This is a genomic window from Leucobacter viscericola, from assembly GCF_011299575.1.
Lineage (GTDB): Bacteria > Actinomycetota > Actinomycetes > Actinomycetales > Microbacteriaceae > Leucobacter > Leucobacter viscericola.
Genome location: NZ_CP049863.1, coordinates 2,140,289 through 2,162,899, shown reverse-complemented (window position 1 = coordinate 2,162,899; position 22,611 = coordinate 2,140,289). Strand labels below are relative to the sequence as shown.

The following is a 22,611-nucleotide window of genomic DNA, read 5'->3' as shown; positions in this document are numbered from 1 at the left end:
CGTGTGGACGTGTGGTTCAGGGGTGGCTCGGTTGCGCTGGTGCCACCGTCGCGAGCAGCGCCCGTGCTGAGGCGCGAGCGGAGGGAATGACCGCAGCAAAGCCGGTGCCGGCAACCCACTCACCCGTTGCGAAGATGCCCCGAGGCAGGGACGGACCAAGACCTTGCTCGGCTGCACCGATCGGCTCGTCGGCGGCCCGCTGCGGAGTCGCGGACGGACGCGAACCAGCACGAGGGATCTCGTGGGTCTGCCTCGCCATGCCCTTGAGCGCCGCTTCGGGTAGGTCGATGCCCAGGATCGCGCCCGCATCGGCGAGGGCCAAGCGCTCGACTGCCGGGTCGGGCATCTGCAGGGTCACCGCATCGGCACCGTGTTCGCCGTACGAGAGCCGCAGCAGGTGGGTGTTCATTGGCAACTGCTCGGCCAGCCAGGCCCACTTGATATTGGCGTGGGTGAGCGCCTTCGCCGCGATAGGAGGGGTCGCGTGCCGCGCGTCTTCCGCCACGAGCGCGCCCGTGCCGCGGGGTGCCGCGTTAAGGCGCTCATCTTCAACGAGGATCGCAATGACCTCGACCCAGGTGGACGAGTCAGCGGGCCCAGCAGTGGTCCCGCCCACGCGCTCGCCCTTGCGCGCTTCCGCGTTCGAGACTTCATCAGACATGACGAATTCATCAGATGAACTTGCCGCCCGCTTCGAAGGTTCCGCAGCGTGACCGCGGTCCGAGGTAATCACCGGCAGGATCCCCGGCACCGTCACCAGCACCGCGTCAACCGCGTGCACCCGCCCGCCGTCGACCACCACCTCAAACCCTCGGGTGAACTGGTGCGGCGCGGCATCCACCGAATCGCCATCGGGTTCGAACAAAGCCCCCTTGGGCGCCCGCACAGCCGCGACCTCGGTCTCCCGGTAGATCCGCGCACCAAGGCGCTCAAGCTCCTGCTCCAGGTAGGCAACGACACTGTGCACACCACCACGCACCCCAGCCACAGCGGCCCCCGAGGCTCGCGCACTGCCGCGCTGCTTTTGGGCCGCCGCGCGCAAGGAGCCGCGTTCGACGTAGGTCTGAGCCAATCCGGGCACGGCAGAGATCGGTAGCGCACTGGGATTCGCGGAGTAAATGCCCCGCACCACCGGCGCGACTAGACGATCAAGCGTTCGGCGCCCAAGCCGCGCGCGCACGACACCGCCGAGTGACGACTCGCGCTTGCCGATACTCCGCGGCAACCACGGCTCGATCGTGCAGCGCAGGGCTCCCTGCACACCAATGACACGTCGGGCCTCAGCGCCCCACGGCCTTGCTGGAATTCCAATCGCTCCCGCCGGTGGGAGCGGCGCCGCGCGGCCTTTACTCACCACCCAGCTTCGACCCCCGGAGGTGGCGGTGATCCTGCCCGCGAGCCCCAGGTCAGCCAACAGCCGCTCAACCTCGCCGCCGCGCGTCGCGTACGATTCGGGGCCAAGGTCGAAGTGAACCCCACCGAGTTGCCCAGCACACACGCGACCCCCCAAGCGGTCAGCCCGCTCAAAAAGTTGCACCTCGGCGCCGCTGCGGGCGAGTTCCCAGGCGGCAACGAGCCCGGCGATACCTCCGCCAATCACCGCTACCCGCGGGAATCCTCCCCGTGAGCGAGCAGCCTCCGCCGCGGCAACAGACTGGACCACGTCACTCGCCATGGGCCAGTCGTACGATGCGGGTCAGCACCTCTGGATCCGTTTCTGGAGGCACCCCGTGGCCGAGGTTAAGCACGTGAGCCGGTGCGCTTCGCCCCTGCTCGATCACCTCGTTGAGGTGGGCCTCGATCGCGGCCGGCGGCGCGAACAGCAGCGCGGGATCGAGGTTGCCCTGGAGTGGCACTCGATGGCCGAGCCTTGCGCTCGCGTGATCCAGGGGAATACGCCAGTCGATGCCGAGCGCACTCGTGTGAAGTGTGGCGAACTCTTCGAGCAGGTGATCCGCCCCCACCGCAAAGTGAATCGTGGGGATCTGGTGCTGCGTCGCGTCACCCGACGCGGGATCAACCCAGCGCAACTGCTGCACCCGCGCGAGTGTGTGCGCCGAAGACGGTGCGACGTGCTGGGCGTAGTCGTGCGTGCCGAGCGAGCCCGCCCAGGAGTCAAAGAGCTGTGCGGCACTCGCCCCCGCCAGCACCTGCTCCTCAAGAAACACACCGCTGAGCTCGGCGGTCCAGGTGAGCAGGGCGTTCCAGGCAGCGGGATCGGCGCGCATGAGCGTGCGTGCGCGAAGGTGGTCGCGAGAGGGTCCGCCCTCAACAAGATAGGCGGCGAGGGTGAAGGGGGCGCCCGCAAATCCGATAAGCGGGGTGCCGCCGAGCTCTGCCGTTACCAGCTGCACCGCCTCGCGGATGGGCGACATCGCCTCGCGCAGGCGCTCGACGGGGTGCTCGGCCCGCAGCCGCTCAACGTCGGCTGCAGTGCGCACGGGCCGCGCAAACACGGGGCCGCGTCCCGCCACAATGTCGACCTCAACACCCGCCATTTTGAGCGGAATGACGATGTCGCTGAAGAAGATCGCGGCGTCAACTCCGTGGCGACGCACCGGCTGCAGGGTGATCTCGGCGGCCTGTGCGGGATCGAGGCAGGCATCGAGCATCGAGGTTTGCGCACGCAACTCGCGATACTCGGGCAGCGACCTGCCGGCCTGGCGCATGAACCACACGGGAAGCCGACTCGGGCGGGTGCCGCGGAGTGCTTGAACCAGCGGGGCCGCCGCCGTGAGACCGCCGCTGAGGGGGTGCGTGATGGGTAACGTATTCATCAGATGTTGATGCTAGCATGTTCATCTGATGAAGTAGTTCGCAGGAACCGGGTGTATCTTGCCCGCTGCGAACGGCAGAATTGGGCCGTTTTCTCGACCCTCCGCACCCGTTACGATTCGACGAAAGCTGGCCGCGCGACGTGTTAGTTTGCCTCTCTCTTGAGCACCGCAACGTCGACCTCGACTTTTTAGGGACCATCGAACGCCACACCGCGCCCGTGGTTGAGGCCCTCACAGATCCAACGCTCACAGACGGCTCCGTTGTGCTCGCAACCTGCAACCGTTTTGAAGCGTATCTCGACGTCGACTCGCCCGACGCGGTCAATCGGAGCATCAGTCGCATATCGGGAGTTACCGGCATCGAGGAGCGGCGCCTGCGAGATCGCCTGGTGCTCCGCTCGGACCTCGACGCGGTTGAGCACCTGTTCTCGGTTGCCGGTGGCCTCGAATCGGTGGTTGTTGGTGAGGGCGAGATTGCCGGTCAGGTGCGTCGTGCCCTCGAGCAGGCTCGGGATCAGGGCAGCACATCGAGCGAGCTCGAGCGACTGTTTCAGTTTGCGGCACGAACCTCTCGTCAGATCAAGCACCGTACCGGGGTGCAGACTGCCGGGCGTTCGCTGGTTCGGCTCGCGCTCGCCATGGCGCAGAGTCGCATCGGTGACTGGGCCACCACGCGGGTCGTACTGGTTGGCACGGGCATGTACGCCGGTGCAAGCCTTGCTGCGCTTCGCGCACGCGGTGCCACCCGGGTGTCGGTCTACTCCCCCTCGGGGCGAGCCGAGGGCTTCGCGGCGTCGCACGGCATCTCGGCCATCGCGGCGCACGAGCTCGAGGAGGCTCTCGCCGAGGCCGACCTGATCGTCACAACGAGCCTCGCCCAAGAGCCGATCTTGCAGGCGGAACTGCTCTCGCGCACGCAGCGCCCCGCGCGGCGGCCCTTCTGCGAGACCGTGGCGGGGCTGGTGCCTGGCCCGAATTCCGCTGGCCCGAGTTCCACTGGCCCGAAGCGCGGCCGCACGACGACTGCAAAACCGGGGCGCACCGTTCTGCTCAGTGCTGCCCGGCCACGCCTCATCATCGACCTCGGCGTGCCCCGCAATGTTGAGCAAGCAGCCGAGCTGGTGTCTGGCATCGAGCTGCTCGACCTCGACCTGATCGCAAAACACGCCCCTCTCGCCGAGCTGAGCGCCGAGTCCGAGGCACGCGGAATTGTGCGCGACGCGGTCGAGGAGTTCTCTGCAATGCGCGCCGAGAACGACGCGATGCCGGCGCTCGTCGCGCTGCGCAGCCACGTGTACGAGCTGCTCGACGACGAGCTGCAGCGTCTCGCACCCGGTGGGGGTGGCTCAGCAGAGGCGCCCGGTGATCCTGACGGCACCACAGCCGCCGCAAGCAACGAACACGTCGGTGAAGCCGCCAAGGAGCGTGCCGCCATCGAGGCCGCGCTGCGCCACTTCGCTGGCCGCCTGCTACACCGCCCCTCGGTGCGCATCCGCGAGGCAGGCCGCGCAGGCAACGCGCCCGCGGCCCACGCCGCGGTCGACCTGCTCTTCGACGTGCGCGGCTAGCTCGCAGGCCCGGTGTGCTGAGGGGCTGCATGCGTCGAGGGACTGTCCCTCAAGGCCGGTAGTACACCGCGACCGGGTGATCGCCGTGGCGGATCACGTCAACCGGCGTCTCGAAGATTCGCTCGAGCACCTCCGGCACCACAATCTCGTCAGGCGTGCCCGAGGCCACAACACGCCCGTCGGCGAGCGCCACGATCCGATCCGCATACGCAGCCGCAAAGTTCACGTCGTGCACCACCAGCACAATCGTCTTGCCGAGTGCGTCGGCCGCTGCTCGCACCTGCGCCATCATGCCGACCGCGTGCCGCATGTCGAGCCCGGTGAGCGGCTCGTCGAGCAGCACATACTCGGTGTCTTGCGCCAGCACCATCGCCACAAACGCGCGCTGCCGCTGCCCACCCGAGAGCTCGTCGATAAAACGATCCTCCATGCCGGCCAGATCGAGAAAGGCGATGGCCGCGTGGATCGCGCGCCGGTCAGCCTCCGTGATCCGCCCGGCAGAGTGCGGAAACCGACCAAACGTGACCAGCTGCTGCACTGTCAGTCGCGCGGTGAAGTGGTTCTCTTGCTTCAGGATCGACACCACCGTTGCGAGTTCCCGCGACTTGGTCACGCGCACATCGAGACCACCGACGGTGATCCTGCCGCTATCCGGCTCCAGCAGCCGCCCGATGATCGTGAGCAGAGTCGACTTGCCTGCCCCGTTGGGCCCGATCAGGGCGGTCACCCCGCCGCGCTCAAGACTCAAGTCAATCGGCCCGAGAACCTGGCGCCCGGCGTAGTGCTTCGCAACACCGGCGACCTCAATACCCCCGCCAGCAACGGCAGCAACGGCAGCATCAACGACAGCCAAACTCACCTCATCCCCTTTCGCAGCAACACAACAAGAAACAAAACCCCGCCTGCAAACTCAATAATCACCGTGACAAGTCCCGCCGCTGCAAACACGTGCTTCAGCACAAACGTCGCACCCAACAGCGTCGCGAGTCCGATCGTGATGGCGAGCGGGATCGTCTCAGCGTGCGAGTCACCCCGCGCAAACTGGTAGGTGAGCGTCGCCACCAGAAACCCAAAGAAGGTCATCGGCCCCACCATCGTCACCGCGACCGAAACCAGCACGGCAACGAGGATCAGGATCGTGCGCACCTCGCGCTGGTAATTCACGCCGAGCCCAATCGCGACATCTCGGCCGAGCGCAACAACGTCGTAGGTGCGCCGCCGCAGCCACACAAACAGCAGGATCGCGCCAACAATTCCGGCCGCAAACGGCAGGTACTCGGGGTTGCCCTTCCCGATGCTGCCGAACAGCCGCGCGCTCAGCACGTCGAACTCACTCGGGGTGAGCAGCCGCTGCATGAGTGTCGAGACGGACCCAAACCCGATTCCGAGCACCACCCCCACCAGCAAGAGCAGGTGCAGGTTCTGCCGCTTGCCCGAAAACAACCAGCCGTACAGCGCCGTCGCAAAGAGCACCATGAGTGCACTCTGCGCGAGAATCTTCGGTATTCCCTCGAGGCTCGATGCCGCCGTGCCAAACACAAACACGAGCGCGGTTTGGGTCAGCACGTACAGCGCATCAAAACCGAGAATCGAGGGCGTCAGAATCCGGTTATTCGTCGCCGTGTGAAACAGCACGGTGGCGAGCGCCTGGCTCGCCGCAACAAACACGATCGTGGCGAGGGCGGTCAGTCGCGATTGCACGATGATCCAGTAACCAGCGCTGCCAAGCGGCGCGGGATTGTCGTAACTCAGGATCGCGATCGCAAACACGACGGCAAGCGTCAGCGCCGCGAGGATCGGCCACAGCCGGTGCCAACGAGAATGCCCCGGGGCACCTTCAACACCCGTCGCAGCGACATCCGGAGCCGCAAGCGTGCTGGTCATATCTCCCACTCTCTTCTCACCGAGTTAGGCCCGCTGCTGCCGAAACAGCAGAGCAATAAACACGACTGCGCCGACAAGTCCAAGCACCATCGACACCGGCACCTCAAACGGCCGAATGATCAGGCGCCCGATGATGTCGCACAGTGTGACCAGCGCAATGCCACCGAGCGCCACCCACGGCAGGTTGGCGCGCACATTGTCACCACGAACCATCGACACGATATTCGGCACGACCAGCCCGAGCAGCGGCAAGAACCCGACCACCACAACCGTGACGCCCGCGGCAACCGCCACGAGCGCCGTGCCACTCACGAGGATCGTTTGGTAGTTCACACCGATACTCGTCGCCACGTCTTTACCGAGGCCCGCCACGGTAATGCGATCCGCCAGCACAAACACCAGGATCGTCACGACCGCGACCACCCACAGCACCTCATAGCGGCCGCGAACCACCTGCGTGAAGCTGCCCATAAACCAGGTGCCGAGCATCTGCAGCAGGCTGAACTGCGCGGCAAGAAACGTGGTCGCGGCGCTCACGACCGCCCCCAGCATGATCCCGATGAGCGGCACCACCAGCGTCGAGCGAATCACCACGCGGCTCAGGATCAGCATGAACAGCATCGCCCCGGCGAAGGCAAAGCAACTCGCGACCACCATCTTGCCCACGAGCCCAAGATCCGGCAGCAACAGGGCACTCAGCAGCAACCCAAGCGCCGCCCACTCTGTCGTACCCGAGGTCGTTGCGTCGACAAAGCGGTTCTGCGTGAGCATCTGCATGACGAGCCCGCTCGTGGCGATCGCGGCACCCGCGAGCACGAGCGCGAGCGTTCGCGGCACCCGCGTGATCCACACCAGTTCGGCGCCGAAGTCGTCGGCCGTGATGTCATACACACCGATGGCGAGCGAGGCAACGAGCAATCCGCAGACAACAAGGATCGCGGTCGCGAGCGCCCGCCAGCGGCGCTTCTGACGTGGGGGTTCGATGGTGGTCTGGAGCATCGGGTGAACTAGGCGGCGAACGCCTTCTCTAGCTGGTTGAAGAGATCGGTGTACGACTGGATCCCCTCTTCCAGGTAGAAGTTCGGATCAAGCACCACGATGTGTCCCTCACGCACCGCGGGCACATTCTTCAGCGCTTCCGACTTCGTGATGAGCTCGGTCGCGGGAGCCGATCCTGCCTCCCGGTCAGCCGCGGCAAAGGCCGCGTCACGATCAAGCGCAACGATCCAATCCGGGTTGGAGTCAGCGATCGCCTCTACCGTAATGTCGTCGCCCTGGTGGTTGTCGGTTGCGCCGTCGACCTCAAGGGCGGGCTTCCAGCCCAGCGCGGGGAAGACCGGTCCGAGAGACCGGCCAACCTCGGGCGCAATGTAGCCGATTTTGCCGGCTGAGGTGTTGACAGTCATGACCGAGTCCGTGCCGTTGTAGGCGGCCTTTGCGCCCGCAATGGCCGAGTCGAGTTTGTCATTCAGCGCCTTCGCCTCGTCTTCACGGTCGAAGATCTGGCCGAGGATCTCGGTCTGCCGTTCGAGCTCGGTGAAGGCATCCTTATCTGGACGCGGTGCGATCTCGATGACGGCGGCCTGCGGGTTCTGCTTTTTGATTTCGTCGTAGTAATCGCCAAAGCGGTACCCACCAATGATGAGGTCGGGCTGCGCCGCAACGATCGTCTCGAGATTGGGTTCGCGGTGGTTGCCAACGTCGGCGACCTTCGTGTCGTCGGTGTAACCGGGCCACGCTGAACCCATCACACCCTTGGGGGCCGCGGCCAGCTTGATGTCCCACTCGCTGAGGGTTTCAAAGACGGTGTTGTCGAGAGCGACAACGGTCTTCGGGTTCACCGGCACCTCGACCTCGCCGTGATTGTCGGTGATGGTCACCGTGGCTGTGGATCCCGAGCCATCACTGGATTCTGCCTCGGCTGGGGAATCACCGCTGCACGCTGAGAGCAACAGGGCAGCTCCCAGCGCCAGCACAATCGAGGCCTTGCGGGTAACTGCGGTTTTTGGGCTCGTTGGCCAGCTCACATTAACTCCTTCTTGAATCATCCGATCAAAGTAAGCATATACTTACATTCATCCGATGATTCAAGAAAGTGAGTGTTTCCGTTGAACTACTCTCCCCCGCGGCGGCCTCCCGGCGGCGACTAGATCGGTGGGCACTACCCCCGAATCGCCTCCGCTGGCGACGCATTTGCGGCCACTAGGGCCGGATAAATCGATGAGACGACACCCGACAATGCCCCGGCGGCCAAACCCACCCCCAGAATTCCTGCCTCCAACACGGGGGTCCAGCCGTGCAGCGCACACACGAGTAAGACGCCCGCCACACCTACGGCACAGCCGGCTATTCCCCCGGCAACACCGATGGTCAAGCCCTCAAACGTGAACATTCGCCAGGTGACCATGCGACTCGCCCCGATCGCTCTTCGAAGTGCGATCTCCGCAGCACGCGACTGCACTGAAAGGTACATCGCGGTTGCTGAACTCAACGACGCGAGAACAAGCAACACCAACGACATCACCGATACGAGGGCTCCGAGGTCCGTGGATACTCCGATGCTGAGATTTCGCAGGTCTGCCACGGTAGAAATCTTGGTCGTTGCGGGCCTAGCCGGATCAATCGCAAGCGGCGCTGCCTCCGCGATGGGGCGGGAAAACCTGCCTCTGTTCGCACCACCAGTGAGCGCTCACTCGTCTCAAGGCCTTCTCCCGCGGTGCGTGACAACACAACGGCATTCGAAAGTCGCGAGTCTCTTCCGGGGTTCTGGATAACACCCACAACATCGATTTCGCGATTATTTACCCAGAGTGACTCGATGGCTTCGCTCACATTAGATGTGCCATTTGGATCAGCTGGAGTGCGCATCCCCAAAGACTCGGCGGCTTCCGCGCCCACCACGGCAACCGCACCCTCCCACGTATTGCTGAGGAGCCCCTCTGCCCCATCGGGCGCGACGGCGCAGTTCAGCAGGCGCAGCAGGCTGGCATCCGCAACAACAACGCTGCCCTCGAACGATACTTCCTTGGGAATGGTGCCCGGCTGAAGAGTGGACACCCGCGCTGCCCCTTTGACAACTGGCGCGCGCAAGCCAACCTCTTGTACACCCTCGAGCGCCTTCAATAGAGCTGCGACCCCGGAAGGATCTGTTTCGTCGTATTCCGAGCTACTCAGCGGAATGAGGCGGTCCGGGTGCACCACGACCTCGTCAAGGCTTGCTTTCGTAAGACGATCAGCAACCTGATGCGCAGCACTCTGGCTTATCCCAAGCGCCGCAACGAGACCACCGGAACCAAGAAGAAATGCGAAGAGTAACAGCAGGCTTCTCGCTGGCCGACCCACGTGCCCAGAGATAGCCTCCCCCATCTCATCGAGCAGCTTCCTTCGAAACACCGCGTCCACCTGCAAACCTCGGATCCAACTCGCGAGACTCCGAACCCGCTGCATCGCAGACCGAGAACTTTTCGCGGGCCCTGCGACGAATTCCGCGCCGGGTTCGGCGGGAGTTCCGCTTCCGTCGTCAAGAACCCCGTCAACCAGATGAATCTGGTGTCCGGCCGCCTCTGCCACCAGGGGGTCGTGTGTGATAACGACGACCGTCATACCCGCACGGTTCAGTTCCTGCAGATACGCAATGATGTTCTTTGAGTTCTCGGTATCAAGCGCTCCCGTCGGTTCGTCAGCAAGCAGCAAGCGCGGCTCCGTTGCGATCGCCCGCGAGATCGCAACCCGCTGTCGTTCACCTCCCGATAGGTTTTTTGCCAGTTCGTTGCGACGCTCAAGCATGTTCACGCGCTCGAGTGCACTCTGCACCCGTGTCACACGATCCGAAATCGTGGCGCCCTGAATCGCCAAGCCAAGTGCCGCATTTTCCGCCGTGGTGCTGTGCAGCAGCATATGCGAAGCCTGGAACACGAAGCCGATATCTCGCGACCTGGCTTCGTTGCGTTCCCGCTCGGTCATCTCATCAACGTTGCGCCCGTTCAACACATAGGATCCTGAAGTTGCTAGATCGAGCAGACCGAGAATGTTGAGAAGCGTCGACTTACCCGCACCCGACGGGCCAACAATTGCAACGAACTCCCCCTCGCGAACCGTGAGGGTCACTGCGCGAAGCGCATGAGTTAGCGAAGCCCCTGTACCAAAGCGGCGTGCGACATGATCCAGGCGAAGAACAATATCACCGGGCGGTGTACTCCGTTCTGCATGACTCATTGAGAAGCCAACTTGGAGACCAGCACCTCTGCACCAACCTCAAGTTCGTCTGTCTTGAGGCTCACCCAGCCCGCAGCCTGTTTTGTCGGCGTCACAGAGATTCGTAGAAACCCTCGCTCGCTCTCAGCAGTGACCTGCTCGGAGCCACCAGCTGCTGAGCGTTTGTCCGCCTTCTCCGCGCTAGCCGCCTTGTTCTCAGACGTCGGCACCAGAACGTAGGTTTTACCCCGGTCTTGTCGAAGCGCCGTGAGCGGCACTGCGAGGCTCTCGGCCGCGGTGTCGAGGCTCACAAGCAGCGCCGTGGCCCCCTTAAGGCTGTCGGACGTCACTCCCTCGGGTAACGGCAGAACGACTTCTCGAGTCACCTTTCCGGATTCCTTGTTCGTCACGGCGTCTCCGCGGGAGTGCACTGCGGCCCGTAGCGGCTGAGCCGAGTCGATCTGCACACCAACCGCGACACCGGGGGCAAGCGCCTCGGCCTCGGGCACGGTTAACTCCGTTTTTAACACGGCTGGTTTGTCTTCAAAGGCCATGAAAGGTGTGTCGCCGTTCAGTTTTTCACCGACCTGCGCGACGGAGACAACGGTCATTGTCGGCTTCGGTAGACGAAGCAGCTCTCGCCAATTCACTCCGCGCACCCCATCGCCAACAAAGGGGAGTTGATAACCCTGTTCCTGGTACAAACGCGCCATGGCGTTGAGTGTGCCTGATCCCATCTCGCCCGAGTCGTCAACACCGTAGTACCCGAGCCCGATCAGCATTCGCTGCAGCCCAGCAACATCCTCTCCGCGGGTGCCCACAACCAGATTGCGAAAGAGCGGCACCTCACCGGGAATCGCAATAACGGGTCGGTTCGACACTTCGCCAATAACCTGCCCAGTGCTCACCACACTGCCCGGGCTCCGCAGAACCGCGCTCACAACGGCGGCGTCAATATCGGGAACATACGGTTTTGGCAGAGAGGGCCTATCTTGCCCGGCCTCCGCCTCGGCCGCGGCCCCAGTGTTGTCGACCGACGCATTCGCCGCAGCGGGCGCCGCCGCAGCGACGCTTTCCGCCTGTTTTGACGCCTCAAGCACAAACGCTTTATAGGTCGTTCCGGCGACAAATGTGAGCGGTGCACGCAGTTGCTCAGCAACGACTCTCTTCTCGATTTTCGCAAACACCGGCACGCTACGTTCTGCCGTTTCGAGCGCGTCTCGCTGCGGTGAATGCACAAGAGTGCCACCCCAGAATGCGGCGGCAATGCAAACCCCAACTACCGCGAGAAACGATACGAGCCGAGCCGGCTGGCGAATCCGTCGGAGCTTTACTCCTCCATCGACCATAACCTGCTAGCTTCCGCCCTCAATCATCCGATCCAGCTCGGCCTCATGAGTTTGCTTCTGCTTCAGCAGTTCTCCGAGCTGCGCCTCTTGCTTATCGATATACGCAGCCTGGTAACGCGCATACAGGTCGAAGAGTTTCTGCACTGCACCACTGCTCACCTGGCACTCAGCAAACACCGTCGCAGCCTTGATCTGCGCTGCTGGATCCTGCTCGTAATAGCTCTCCGCGAGATAGCCATCGTCTTCGAGAACGATCCCCTTCTTCTTCACGCATTCCGATCGCTTGTTGATAGCGGCTTTTGCCTCGGGGTGCGCAAGGGTCAAGTCGTAAGACATGACTTCGATGTCGCTGTCGACATGGGGACTCTCGAGAAATTCAGCCGTGTTCTGCGCGCGAGCTTTCGCCTCATCCATGCACGCAGAAGCCGCTTCTTCAATTGCGGGCTCAGCCTGGCTTGGCATTACTTTCGGGATGCCACTGTTGGAGGGTGCCTCCAAGCCATACTGCTGGGCTAGCGGCACACTCCATTCGCCAAAGAGTTGATTCTCGGGCTTCTCGACAGCGCTCCAGTCAATGTTTGAGAGGTAGGTGAATCCATGTTTGGCAACGCAGCGCTCGACATATGCAAAGTCTGCATGGGTGGCCTTTGCGAAGAATTCGTCGTCGCCATTGACTAGATAGGGATCGAGTGGAAGGGACGCCGTCCCGCGCTCGAAGTCGAGCTCTGCGGTGACATTGGAGTACGCCTCAATCGAAACGCTGTCTTCCACCCGAGGGCCATCCCCAGGCGAGGTGTCTTCGACGCTTGTACTGCAGCCATTGAGCAATACAACGAATCCAATTGCAGTGCCAATCGCTGCCGGCACCTTCGCTTTCGCGGTCTTACTTGTCTTTTGTTTCAAGTTCATGTTTGAGTGATGTTCCTCAAATCGTGCGCCCCGACTCGTTCGGTGGTCGCGGTGAGAGCGGAAAGGACCGCTCCGGTATCAAAGCGCCTGATTGCACACTCGATTAGAGTTCAACCCGTAGCCATAGATGCCGGAGCGGATCCCAAGAAGAGCAAGAACTACTTCATGCTGCTGATCTCTTTGTCCCAGTTCCTGGTTTTTGTCATCCACCAACCACGGAGGTCGGGTGATCCGACCCTAAACCTCAGTTTCGGGCCCTTATGATTCCGGTCTCGGTACACGTCGGTGTACACCGCTGGGGCGCTCACCTTCAATGAACTCGTGACGTCTTCCCACCCCGCTGGCTTCAGATTCTTAGACCCGTTGTCCGAGAAGGCTTTACAACCTGAGTAGTTATACCCCGCACACAGCGTAATTGCTGCTTGTGCCGGACTCGCCACGCAGACGGCTCCCCCAATAACGAGGGCGACGGCAAGTGCGGTACTCGTGAGCGTTTTCTTCAATAGATATCGTTCCTAGCGATTTCGAAAAGCGATTTTGAAGTAAGATCGCGAATTTAATGTACACGTTTTTTGGACTCAGTACAAATAACGAAATTGCGGACCGCAAATCCGTTGAGGCGCGGCGAGTGAGTGCAGAAAACGCCAAGGATTTTTCCCGCTTGGAATGTCGGTGTCGTTTTTTGGGAGTCGGTTGGGTGGTGGAGTGGCGCGAGAGTAGCGTCGCGCTTGAAGCCCCCACCTTCACCCCCGGCACTCTTGGCGCTAAGGGTTGGTTTGAACTTATTTCGAAGGAGAAAAAGTGAAAGCTGGAATGAATGTGACGGATATACCCGTCACCAAGCAGTACTTCCTTGAAATCGCAGATCAAATGCGTGCACAGCCTATTGTCTCCTATTCATTGAGCGGGTTGGGTCCGGGGGTGTACGTAGAGTTTCCTCTCAATGGAGAGCAGCACCATGCTTGGGTTGGGTATTGGAGCTCAAGCAAGAGCCCGCTTTTGGGCTCTGCTGATGTCATCGTGGCTACTGCCCCTGCAGAAGAAATAGATAACCTGCTTTGGCGACTTCATCTTGGTGACCGTGATTCCTGGATGCCGGTTCAGGGGGCGATCGTTTTAGAAGGCTCTCAGGGTGATTCAGACATGAGGCTCTGGGCTGTGGACTCAGACACGGTTGCAGCGACAGCGCTGGATGATGAAACCGTGATCGTGGTGGTTTCTCGGGGTGGAGAAACTTTGTTGCAGGAACGTCGGGTGACATCAATCAACGACCCAGAGCCATTCATCGCGCAATGGGCTTCGAGGGCCATACAAGGATTGGAACAACAACCAAGAAAATGAGTGAAAAGATTAAGGAATTGTGGCGTTAACGTTCGTTTCCTAAGTCATGGTGGAAATCCAGTGCCACACCCCTGTCGCTCAAGTAACGGACGACCCCCAGCCGTGCGCGAGATACTCGAGGCATGGAACCCAGGTGGATTCGCGGCCGCTACGATGCAGCGGCAGCTGCAGTCGCGTTGCGATCCGCGCCGGTCAACGTCAGCCCCGATGGAGAATGCTGGATAGAAATCCAGGTTGGCGAGCTGGATATCGAAGTCTGGTTTCCCCACGAACCCGGCAGTTCTGAAGCTCCGTCACTTGACACCGCAGCTTCGGTGATTGCACAGCTGACCGCATTTGATGACGTTATTCAGGCCGAACTAGAAGAAGCATCGAGGGTAAGCGTTCACGAGGCCAAGAACTTCATGTTCGACCTCTCAACAATCGTTATGAATAACGACCGAGAGATCACGCTCAGCTACATAGGCTCTGAGGTCAATTCGGAGTTCGACGTGCGATTTGAACACCGTGACGGAGCCTGGCACCGCGTCTGAGCTCGCCAGCCAATCCATCGCATGGGGTTGAGAGTGCCGTGGGCCGCACTTTTCGACTACGAGTGTGGATAAACATTGGCAAACCTTTAGGAATCACCTCCGCAGCCCGTAGACGAGCGTAGAAAATCCAATAGTTAGATTACTTTTTGGTAAATATTTCATGGGGTAACCCCCTTGAAATTATGCAAAACCTTTCAAAACGCAAGATAAGTGCCACGATCGTCGCGTAAAAACGCCATATTTCGACTTATTGCATATACACCAAGAGAGTTGACTTATTCAAGGGGTTTTAGGGCCTTACGCAAAATCACCTCCAGGATTTACGCTTACCCCACGGCACCACTTGCGTGGTGCCATTGGGGGATGTAAATAGGGGAGGGGCGCAACATGCGTTTTTCAGAGGACACAAATCCGCGGTGGCAACGCCGAACATCATCGTCTGGCAGACGCAAGAGCCCCCCGGGGGGTGAATCAAGGAGACTCTGTAGTCCTAAAACTATTGCGGCTCTTATTCTTACTCCGGCACTTGCATTTGGGCTGACGTTCACCGATATGGGTGGAGTGCTCGCCGCGCAGGCCGTCGACGAGAGCATGACAACAGTCCCTGTTGACAGCAACACCGCGGCAGCGAAGACCGCGCAAGATCAGACCACACCTCCTGAGGCAACGACGCCCGCGGAGACGACACCCGCAGCAGACCCTGCAGATACTCCAAAGGTGGAGACGCCCGCACCTACAGATCCCGTGACTCCCACCGACCCGGGCACGGATCCAAACGCTGAACCAACTCCAGACCCAACGCCTGAGCCAACTCCAGAGCCGGAGCCAGAGCCAAAGGATCAGCCGAAGACCAGCAAACTTACCGCGAAGGCGACGAACGACGCAGTCATTACGCCACTCTCGGTTCCAGCTGCAACTCCAAACACCTCGGTCATCACCGTGAAGGTGGGCGGCGACCGCAGCACACTCACCAGCATTGCACCACTCGCTGGTGTGACGCTTCGTCTGTATAACGGTGGCTCAGGCGGACCCGATGCCACTCCGCGCACCGATTCCTGGGCAACCTGTGTTTCTGATGCCGACGGTGACTGCAGCTTCACCGTCCCGAACACCCAGAATCCCGCACCCGGCGTTCCTGCCGGCGCAAACCGCGACCTGCGGTTCTGGATCAAGCAGTCGGGCGCGCCCAGCGGCTACTTCATGAACAGCACGCTCGCTACGGGATCAAGCCCCACTAGCTCGGCCTACCAGTTCCGCACTGGTGACCAGCTTCGTGGTGGCACCACCTACACCTCGACCGTTGACTTCATGATCGCTTCGGGATCAACGAACAACTCGGCATCGGGTGGTATCTGGCAGAACTCGCGCAACAACCCAGCGTTCCCGCAGCAGTGTGGTTTGAGCGTTGCGCTGATCATGGACCTCTCGGGTTCGGTTTCGCCGTACGTATCTCAGCTGCGCACCGCAGCAAAGGGGTTCGTCGACGCTCTCACCGGCACACCGAGTGAGGTCGCGCTGTACACCTTCGCAAACGTCGCACCTGCTCCGACGGGCGCTAACCTCACCACAACGGCGGTTTCAACCTCGGCGGGTGCCACGACGGTGAAGAACCGTATCGACACTTACACGGCCGGCGGCACCACCAACTGGGACCGCGGCATCTTCCAGGCCGTGGGTAGCCCGACCATGTACGACGTTGCGATCGTCATCACCGACGGTAACCCGACGGTGTACGCGGGCGCAGAGGGTCCCGGTGACCGCACTCGTTTCCGCGAAGTGGAGAACGGTATCTTCTCGGCTAACGCCCTGAAGGCGCAGGGAACCAAGGTCATCGCCTTCGGCGTCGGCGACGGTGTCGGCGGCTCGCCCGACAACCTACGTGCCATCTCGGGTCCCACTGTAAACAGTGACTACTACCAAACTGATGACTACGCGACAGCCGGAGCCACGCTCCGACAGCTCGCCCTCGGCAACTGTGCGGGATCCGTCTCGGTCGTCAAGCAGGTCGTACCATCGGGCAACACCGGTGAGAACATCACCGGCGCAACACCGGAGGCCGGCTGGAACTTCACCGCAACCACCACAACACCGGGTGTCACTCCGGTATCGCAGAGCGGCGCAACCGACGGCACCGGCGCGGTCAACTTCCCGCTGAGCTACTCGGGTGGTACCACCACTGGCACAGTGAAACTTGCTGAGTCGCAGCAGCCCGGCTACACCCTCGTTACACAGAGCGGTAAACGGGCGGTGTGTACCAACATCGCGACCGGGGCAGGAGTGACCGTCACAAACGATGGGGTCGATCCGAACGCCTTTAGCGTTGACGCTCCCGCGACGGCCGCCATCAGCTGTCGTGTGTACAACCGGGCGCCGCAGCCTCTCGCGAGCCTCGTGGTCGACAAGACCTGGGTCGTCAACGGCGTCACCTACGCCGATGGCAACCAGCCGATCGGCATCGATGCTCAGCTGAAGCTGGCTGGCACAAACCAGGCGTGGGGATCCCCGCGTACCGGTCTTGTCGTCGGAAGTAACGTGGCGATCTCAGAGACCACGACGTTCACCGGTCGCGATCTGTGTACGCTGACAGACTCGAAGGTCACAAAACAGAACGGCACAACGGTCTCGCTGGCACTGCCCTACAACGCGACGATCGCGGCAACAAACGAGTACATGATCACGAATACGGTGACCTGTAATTCAGAGTTGACGCTGGTCAAGCAGGTGCAGGGTGGCAACGCCGATCCCACAAGCTGGACGCTCGATGCGGTCGCACCAGGTGGGGCGCTGCCAGGACCAAATGGTGCTTCGGGATCACCGGGCGCAACCGCTCTGGTCACACCCAACACCTCCTACCCGCTCGCTGAGTCGGGTGGCAGCCCGCTCTACACCCAGAGCATCATCACGGGCGGTAATCCACAGCCGCCGTCTACCGGCAGCTGGAGCTGTGTGCAGATCAACTCGCAGGGCCAGGTTGTTCCCGGCTTCGCGGACGGCATCAACGGCGCGGTTATTGTTCCGCTTGGTTTCAAGGTGCGCTGCACCGCGGTGAACCGCACAGCATCGCTCCACCTGATCAAGCAGGTTGTGAATGATGACGGTGGCAAGAGGGTGCCGGCTGACTGGGATCTGACCGCAACCCCGACCGGAACATTCCCGGCCGGACTCGTGGCTCAGACGGTTGAGGGCAATGTTGACGGCGAAACCATCTCGGTTCGCCCAGGCACCACCTACAACCTCAGCGAGTCAAACCTCGCGGGATACTCGCTCAGCTCGCTCAAGTGCGACACCGGCCCAGGCGGCACCTACGTGGACACCACCTCGGTCGCAGTGAACGCACTCGACACCGTGACGTGTGTGTTCGTCAACGACGACCAGAAAGCCACACTCAGCCTGGTCAAGGTTGTCGACAACGGAACGACCGGCGCAACGACCGAGCCCGCAGCTTGGACGCTGACCGCGGACGGCCCCGACACGGTGACCGGCGCTGGCAACAGCCCAGCTGTTACCAACCAGCAGGTCACCTCGGGTGTCTACGATCTCAGCGAGGCAGACGGCCCGGCCGGCTACACCGCTTCAGACTGGAGCTGCACGGGCGCCGAAACCTCGGATGAGAGTTCGGTGACGCTGACGCCAGGTCAGAACGCGACCTGCACCATCACCAACACGGCCGAAAAGCCGCTGGTGACCCTGCAGAAGCAGGTTGTCAATTCACACGGCGGCAAGCGAGTTGCGGGAGACTTCCACCTCTCAGCGGTACGCGGAGCCACCACAGTGCTCGGCGGGTTCCAAGGAACCCCTGACGTTTCCGAGGTGCCAGTACCGGTCGGCACGTACGACCTGAGTGAGATCAACATCGATCCGCTCGGCTACAAGCTGACCGACCTGTCCTGCGAGAACCGCGGCACTAGCACCGGTACCAGCGTTGACGATCCCAAGGTCACACTCGGGCTCGGCGACAACGTTGTGTGTACATTTGTCAACGCCGATTCACCCGCCACCCTCACGCTGATCAAGGACGTTGATGACAATGACTCCGGCAGCACGAAGGCTCCGGCTGACTGGACACTGACGGCAACGCCAAACAGCATTGCCGGTCAGGATCCCGTAACCGGAAACGGCACGGGCGTGACGGCCGACGGCGGCGTAAAGTCGGTCAGCGTCTTCGCTGGTGACTACACGCTCTCTGAGAGTGGTCCCGCGGGCTTCGACGCCGGCGACTGGGTCTGTGACGGCGGCGCCGTGAATAATGGCGTGGTCACGGTTCTCAACGGTGGCAACGTGGTCTGCACGATCACCAACACCGCGGTCTCACCCAAGCTGACGCTCATCAAGAACGTCGACAACGGCGACACTGACGGCGACGCGGTTCCGAGGGACTGGACGCTCACCGCTCAGGGACCGACACCGACAAGCGGCAAGACTGGTGATCCGAGTATCACTAACGTGCCCCTTCAGGTTGGCGCCTACACCCTCTCAGAAGCAGGGGCCCCAACGGGTTACACCGCGGGATCCTGGACCTGTGACGGCGGTCAGCTGACAGGAAGCACCATCACCCTCGCCGAGGGTGACAACGTGACCTGCCAGATCACCAACACCGCGACCGACTCGGCCTGGACGGTTGAAAAGTCGAGCAGCCCGGCAAGCGGATCCACGGTACTTCCCGGCGGAACGATCACCTACACGGTGACCGCGAAGCACACAGCGGGAGTGGATCCTGACGACATCACCATCACCGACGACCTGTCGGACGTGCTGGATGACGCCACGCTCCAGGGCACGCCGAGTGCCTCGGTCGGCACCGCAACACTCAACGGCACCAACCTCGAGTGGAAGATGGACACGCTCACCAACACGGCCACCGTCACCTACACGGTGAAGGTGAACGACGACGCGTGGGGCGCGACCCTGCACAACGTGGTCACTCCCCCGGAGGGATCAACGTGCGTCGGCGATTGTGAGACCACGCACTACACGCCAAAGTGGCAGCTCTTCAAGACGAGCGACCCGGCTGACGGCAGTGTTGTGGATCCGGGAAGCACCATCACCTACACACTGCACGCGCGCAATACCGGCCAAGCGGTTGTGGCGGGTGGCATCGCGCTCGACGCCCTGGGTGACGTGCTCGACGAGGCCACGCTGGTCGAACCGCTGGATCCGGCGCTCACCTACGACGCAGTCGCAAAGACCCTCAGGTGGAACCTTCCCACCATGCAGGTCGGCGATCCAGAGGTCACCGTGAGCTACAAAGTCACAGTGAAGGCAGATGCCTTCGGGCAGTCGATCCTGAACGTCGTGACTCCCGGCCCCGGTGGTGAGTGCCCGATCCCGGAGATCATCCAACCGGACAGTGTCAGAATCCTCGCCGAGGGTGATGATTGCGACACGACCGAGCGGGTTCGCGACGTGAACCTCATGATCGAGAAGTCACACGATCCGATCCCAGAGGTTGCAGTCGACTCCGGCAAGGGCGACAAGATCGATTACAACCTCGTGGTCACCAACAAGGGTAAGGATGCGGCGAGCGCGGTTGTCGTGACAGACACACTGCCAACTGGCCTCACCTACGTTGACGGCACGCTGGAGGCTCCGGACGGCTGGACCGCAGAGATTGTCGACGGTGTCTTCACCGCGACGTTCGAGGGTCCGTTCGATCCAGAAGCAACCGCTGAGTTCGCCTTCGAAGTGAGTGTTGGCAATCTGCCTCGTGCAAACGAGTCGGACCCGTACGCACCGATCGTCAACACCGCGTGTGTTTCCGAGGGTGAAACGGACTCCGACATGGCCGACAACTGCGCATCGGACACCACACCGGTGAAGACGATCGCCGTGGACGCGTCGGCCGTCTGTGTGAAGGACACACCGATCGCGTCGTACTCGGTCACTCCAACCAATCTGCAGACCGTGCCAACGATCTCGCTGATCTGGTGGACAAAGGACGCGTACGACAAGCGCGATCCCTCGATTGACGCAAGCGATACCGCCGCGCTGCTTGCAGACGGTGCCTCGCAGGTCGACCCGATCGAGGCGCCGGTAGGTTGGACAAACGGAACGCCGATCACGGGCCAGATCCTCTGGCCGGGAGCCAAGGTTGACGCCGCTGGCAACCCGATCGCGTGGCCGGGCTGGACGGAGCTGCCTGACGGCACCTGGATCCTCGATCCGAATGCCCCGTTCTACAACCTGCGCGGCGAGGCCGTGATGGAGATCAGGATCAACCCATCCTCGGCAGCAGTGCTCGTCTACCCGCCGGCAACACCGAACTGCGCGGCTCAGCCTCCGCAGAACGATCCGCCGACGCCACCTCCGGGAACGAACCCACCGGGAGGCAACCTGCCTCGCACCGGCGCTGAGGCCAACATGGCCTTCGCCGGAGGGGTCGCGGTTCTCACCCTGCTCGGTTCGCTGGTGGTGCTGACGTACCGCCGCCGCCGGATGCAGCGGGGCGAGATAGGCTAGTTCACTAGCGGGCAAACAAAAGGGGGCGGGCACGCAGGTGCTCGCCCCCTCTTGTGTGTCCACACTTCCACGCTCTGCCAGCCCTGCCCCTCCCTCCTGGCCCCGCTGCCCCCTGCTTGCCCGCCCCCCCTTCCGGTGTAGCCATATTGCTAGTTGGGCGGTGCTGAACTAGCAATATGGCTACACCGGATGGGGGCTGAGCCTCCTCGATCACCCACGCGGCCCCCGCTTTGATTTACGATGTGAACATGGGGAGCAACGTTGACGACCAGTCGCCACCGCGCAGGCGCCTTTCGGTGACCGCGGTCTTCGACCAGTTCTTCTTTGTGTTCGCGGGTGTCGCGGCCGTGTGGCTCGCCTGGCTCATCTTCACCGAGAGTTTCCAGTTCGGCTGGTTCGGGATCCTGTTCTTCATCGCCTTCTGGGTGATGCTCGCGTACCTGGTACTCCCCCGGTTGCACCGGATCCTCACCGCCATCTACGTGCCCGAGTACTTCATCGGGCGTGCCCGCACGAGTGACGGCCTGCTCGGCGACCCGATCAACCTCGCAGTGCTGGGCGACGACGCGCAGCTGCACGCGGCCATGGAGCGAGCGGGGTGGATCCGCGCGGATCCCATCACCCTGCAATCTTCGTGGCGGATCATCACGGCGACCCTCAACAGGCGCAGCTACGATGAGGCACCCGTCAGTCCGCTGTTTTTGTTCGGGCGCGTTCACGATTTTGCGTACCAGCAGGAGGTGGCGGGCAACCCGGCGAAGCGCCACCACGTGCGGTTCTGGCGCACACCCGAGGGATGGCTGCTGCCCGGCGGCACGCGGGTTGACTGGCTTGCCGCAGGCACCTTCGACCGCGCCGTTGGGCTGTCGCTCTTTACGCTGCAGGTGACCCACAAGATTGACGCGAACACCGATGTTGAGCGAGATCACGTCGTGGCGACCGTACTCGCGGGTAATACCGACGTGACCGTGCAGACCCTCGAGAACTTTTCCACCGGCTACCACTCACGCAACGGGGGCGGCGACTCCATCCGCACCGACGGCAACCTGCCCGTTCTCGACGTCAATCGAGTGACGGAGGTGAGCCATGACTGATCGGCACGCAAAACGGTCGGCCATCGAGCCAGCGGCAGAACTGTTTCGGCAGGAGGCCCGACTGCCCAACGACGCGCCTAGGCCCGGACCCATTGTTGGTGGCACCGTCATCGTGTTGCTGCGCGCCGTGGCAGCCGTGCTGTGGTGGATCGGGTTTGTGCGCGAGTGGCCCGGGGTCATCTCCGACACGGAACTCGCTCAAGAGCCAGCTACGGCTCGAATTCTGCTCATCATCTTGCTTGGATTTGGTGCAGTCTGGACCATCTTCTTGGTGCTACTTGCGCGCTGGGTGTGGCGCGGCAGTAACACGGCACGTGTGCTCGTGATGGTGTGGACCACACTGAGCATCACGGTCTCGGCGATCGATTACTTTGTGAACGGCGAAGAGATCACCGTTCGCACAACACTGCTGACCTTGGCGCTCGACATTCTGGTGCTGCTCGCACTCTCAAGTCGCGATGCCAGGGCCTGGGCGAGGCGACTCCCCCGCTAGTGCTGGCTGAGGG

17 protein-coding genes are annotated in these 22,611 nt (G+C 62.1%); 7 read left to right on the top strand and 10 right to left on the bottom strand.

All coding sequences use genetic code 11. The annotated features are described in order from the left end of the window. Positions 1-16: 16 nt before the first annotated feature. Both G7068_RS09525 and hemE read right to left on the bottom strand, forming a co-directional pair. Positions 17-1,675 carry a protoporphyrinogen/coproporphyrinogen oxidase gene (locus G7068_RS09525; protein WP_166291494.1) on the bottom strand — a complete coding sequence of 553 codons (1,659 nt, stop codon included), beginning with the start codon at positions 1,673-1,675 and terminating at the stop codon, positions 17-19. Continuing rightward, positions 1,665-2,777, bottom strand: coding sequence for a uroporphyrinogen decarboxylase (gene hemE, locus G7068_RS09520; protein ID WP_166291492.1), 1,113 nt, complete (start codon positions 2,775-2,777; stop codon positions 1,665-1,667). Before hemE ends, G7068_RS09525 begins: the two co-directional genes overlap by 11 nt. A 140-nt stretch (positions 2,778-2,917) precedes the next feature. Between hemE and G7068_RS09515 the strand changes: the two genes are divergently transcribed. Continuing rightward, positions 2,918-4,345, top strand: coding sequence for a glutamyl-tRNA reductase (locus G7068_RS09515; protein ID WP_244304815.1), 1,428 nt, complete (start codon positions 2,918-2,920; stop codon positions 4,343-4,345). A 49-nt stretch (positions 4,346-4,394) separates the two neighbouring features. On the opposite strand, the gene G7068_RS09510 is transcribed toward G7068_RS09515, so the two are convergent. The 8 genes from G7068_RS09510 to G7068_RS09475 all read right to left on the bottom strand — a co-directional run bounded on the left by G7068_RS09510 (position 4,395) and on the right by G7068_RS09475 (position 12,681). Then, complete coding sequence (locus tag G7068_RS09510) at positions 4,395-5,204, bottom strand: iron ABC transporter ATP-binding protein (RefSeq protein ID WP_425280478.1); 810 nt, start codon at positions 5,202-5,204, stop codon at positions 4,395-4,397. Then, the gene (locus G7068_RS09505) at positions 5,201-6,229 is read right to left on the bottom strand and encodes an iron chelate uptake ABC transporter family permease subunit (protein WP_166291488.1); all 1,029 of its coding nucleotides are present in this window, start codon (positions 6,227-6,229) and stop codon (positions 5,201-5,203) included. Before G7068_RS09505 ends, G7068_RS09510 begins: the two co-directional genes overlap by 4 nt. A gap of 24 nt (positions 6,230-6,253) precedes the next feature. Next, entirely contained in the window at positions 6,254-7,228 is a 975-nt protein-coding gene (locus G7068_RS09500; RefSeq protein ID WP_166291486.1) for an ABC transporter permease, read from the bottom strand. An 8-nt stretch (positions 7,229-7,236) separates the two neighbouring features. Beyond that, positions 7,237-8,256: a siderophore ABC transporter substrate-binding protein gene (locus G7068_RS09495; RefSeq protein ID WP_244304422.1), complete on the bottom strand. Its 1,020-nt coding sequence runs from the start codon at positions 8,254-8,256 to the stop codon at positions 7,237-7,239. Positions 8,257-8,390: 134 nt separating this feature from the next. Next, positions 8,391-8,813, bottom strand: coding sequence for an ABC transporter permease (locus G7068_RS09490; RefSeq protein WP_166291482.1), 423 nt, complete (start codon positions 8,811-8,813; stop codon positions 8,391-8,393). Then, positions 8,750-10,336, bottom strand: a complete 1,587-nt coding sequence (locus G7068_RS09485; protein WP_166291480.1) for an ABC transporter ATP-binding protein — start codon at positions 10,334-10,336, stop codon at positions 8,750-8,752. Before G7068_RS09485 ends, G7068_RS09490 begins: the two co-directional genes overlap by 64 nt. A gap of 104 nt (positions 10,337-10,440) precedes the next feature. Continuing rightward, positions 10,441-11,661 carry a hypothetical protein gene (locus tag G7068_RS09480; protein ID WP_166291478.1) on the bottom strand — a complete coding sequence of 407 codons (1,221 nt, stop codon included), beginning with the start codon at positions 11,659-11,661 and terminating at the stop codon, positions 10,441-10,443. A gap of 117 nt (positions 11,662-11,778) precedes the next feature. Next, the gene (locus G7068_RS09475; protein ID WP_166291476.1) at positions 11,779-12,681 is read right to left on the bottom strand and encodes a hypothetical protein; all 903 of its coding nucleotides are present in this window, start codon (positions 12,679-12,681) and stop codon (positions 11,779-11,781) included. A gap of 628 nt (positions 12,682-13,309) precedes the next feature. Here G7068_RS09475 and G7068_RS16330 point away from each other — a divergent pair. The 6 genes from G7068_RS16330 to G7068_RS09450 all read left to right on the top strand — a co-directional run bounded on the left by G7068_RS16330 (position 13,310) and on the right by G7068_RS09450 (position 22,598). Continuing rightward, positions 13,310-13,486 (top strand): hypothetical protein, encoded by a 177-nt coding sequence (locus tag G7068_RS16330; protein ID WP_205881267.1) that lies wholly within the window; start codon positions 13,310-13,312, stop codon positions 13,484-13,486. Continuing rightward, the gene (locus G7068_RS09470) at positions 13,483-14,022 is read left to right on the top strand and encodes a hypothetical protein (protein ID WP_166291474.1); all 540 of its coding nucleotides are present in this window, start codon (positions 13,483-13,485) and stop codon (positions 14,020-14,022) included. The genes G7068_RS16330 and G7068_RS09470 overlap by 4 nt, the downstream gene beginning before the upstream one ends. 122 nt (positions 14,023-14,144) lie before the next feature. After that, on the top strand, positions 14,145-14,555 hold the full coding sequence (locus G7068_RS09465; RefSeq protein WP_166291472.1) for a hypothetical protein: 411 nt from the start codon (positions 14,145-14,147) through the stop codon (positions 14,553-14,555). Positions 14,556-15,107: 552 nt separating this feature from the next. Beyond that, positions 15,108-21,011 (top strand): DUF7927 domain-containing protein, encoded by a 5,904-nt coding sequence (locus G7068_RS09460; RefSeq protein ID WP_166291470.1) that lies wholly within the window; start codon positions 15,108-15,110, stop codon positions 21,009-21,011. A 248-nt stretch (positions 21,012-21,259) separates the two neighbouring features. Continuing rightward, a complete protein-coding gene (locus G7068_RS09455) occupies positions 21,260-22,105 on the top strand; it encodes an LssY C-terminal domain-containing protein (RefSeq protein WP_166291468.1) in 846 nt (281 codons plus the stop codon). Beyond that, positions 22,098-22,598 (top strand): hypothetical protein, encoded by a 501-nt coding sequence (locus G7068_RS09450; protein WP_166291466.1) that lies wholly within the window; start codon positions 22,098-22,100, stop codon positions 22,596-22,598. The genes G7068_RS09455 and G7068_RS09450 overlap by 8 nt, the downstream gene beginning before the upstream one ends. Positions 22,599-22,611: the final 13 nt, after the last annotated feature.

What these genes read in the sequence shown, in the direction of transcription:
- G7068_RS09500 (WP_166291486.1), bottom strand. Translation starts at nt 7,228, where the DNA reads ATGCTCCAGACCACCATCGAACCCCCACGTCAGAAGCGCCGCTGGCGG.
- G7068_RS09450 (WP_166291466.1), top strand. Translation starts at nt 22,098, where the DNA reads ATGACTGATCGGCACGCAAAACGGTCGGCCATCGAGCCAGCGGCAGAA.
- G7068_RS09525 (WP_166291494.1), bottom strand. Translation starts at nt 1,675, where the DNA reads ATGGCGAGTGACGTGGTCCAGTCTGTTGCCGCGGCGGAGGCTGCTCGC.
- G7068_RS09460 (WP_166291470.1), top strand. Translation starts at nt 15,108, where the DNA reads ATGGGTGGAGTGCTCGCCGCGCAGGCCGTCGACGAGAGCATGACAACA.
- G7068_RS09475 (WP_166291476.1), bottom strand. Translation starts at nt 12,681, where the DNA reads ATGAACTTGAAACAAAAGACAAGTAAGACCGCGAAAGCGAAGGTGCCG.
- G7068_RS09505 (WP_166291488.1), bottom strand. Translation starts at nt 6,229, where the DNA reads ATGACCAGCACGCTTGCGGCTCCGGATGTCGCTGCGACGGGTGTTGAA.
- G7068_RS09465 (WP_166291472.1), top strand. Translation starts at nt 14,145, where the DNA reads ATGGAACCCAGGTGGATTCGCGGCCGCTACGATGCAGCGGCAGCTGCA.
- hemE (WP_166291492.1), bottom strand. Translation starts at nt 2,777, where the DNA reads ATGAATACGTTACCCATCACGCACCCCCTCAGCGGCGGTCTCACGGCG.
- G7068_RS09455 (WP_166291468.1), top strand. Translation starts at nt 21,260, where the DNA reads ATGGGGAGCAACGTTGACGACCAGTCGCCACCGCGCAGGCGCCTTTCG.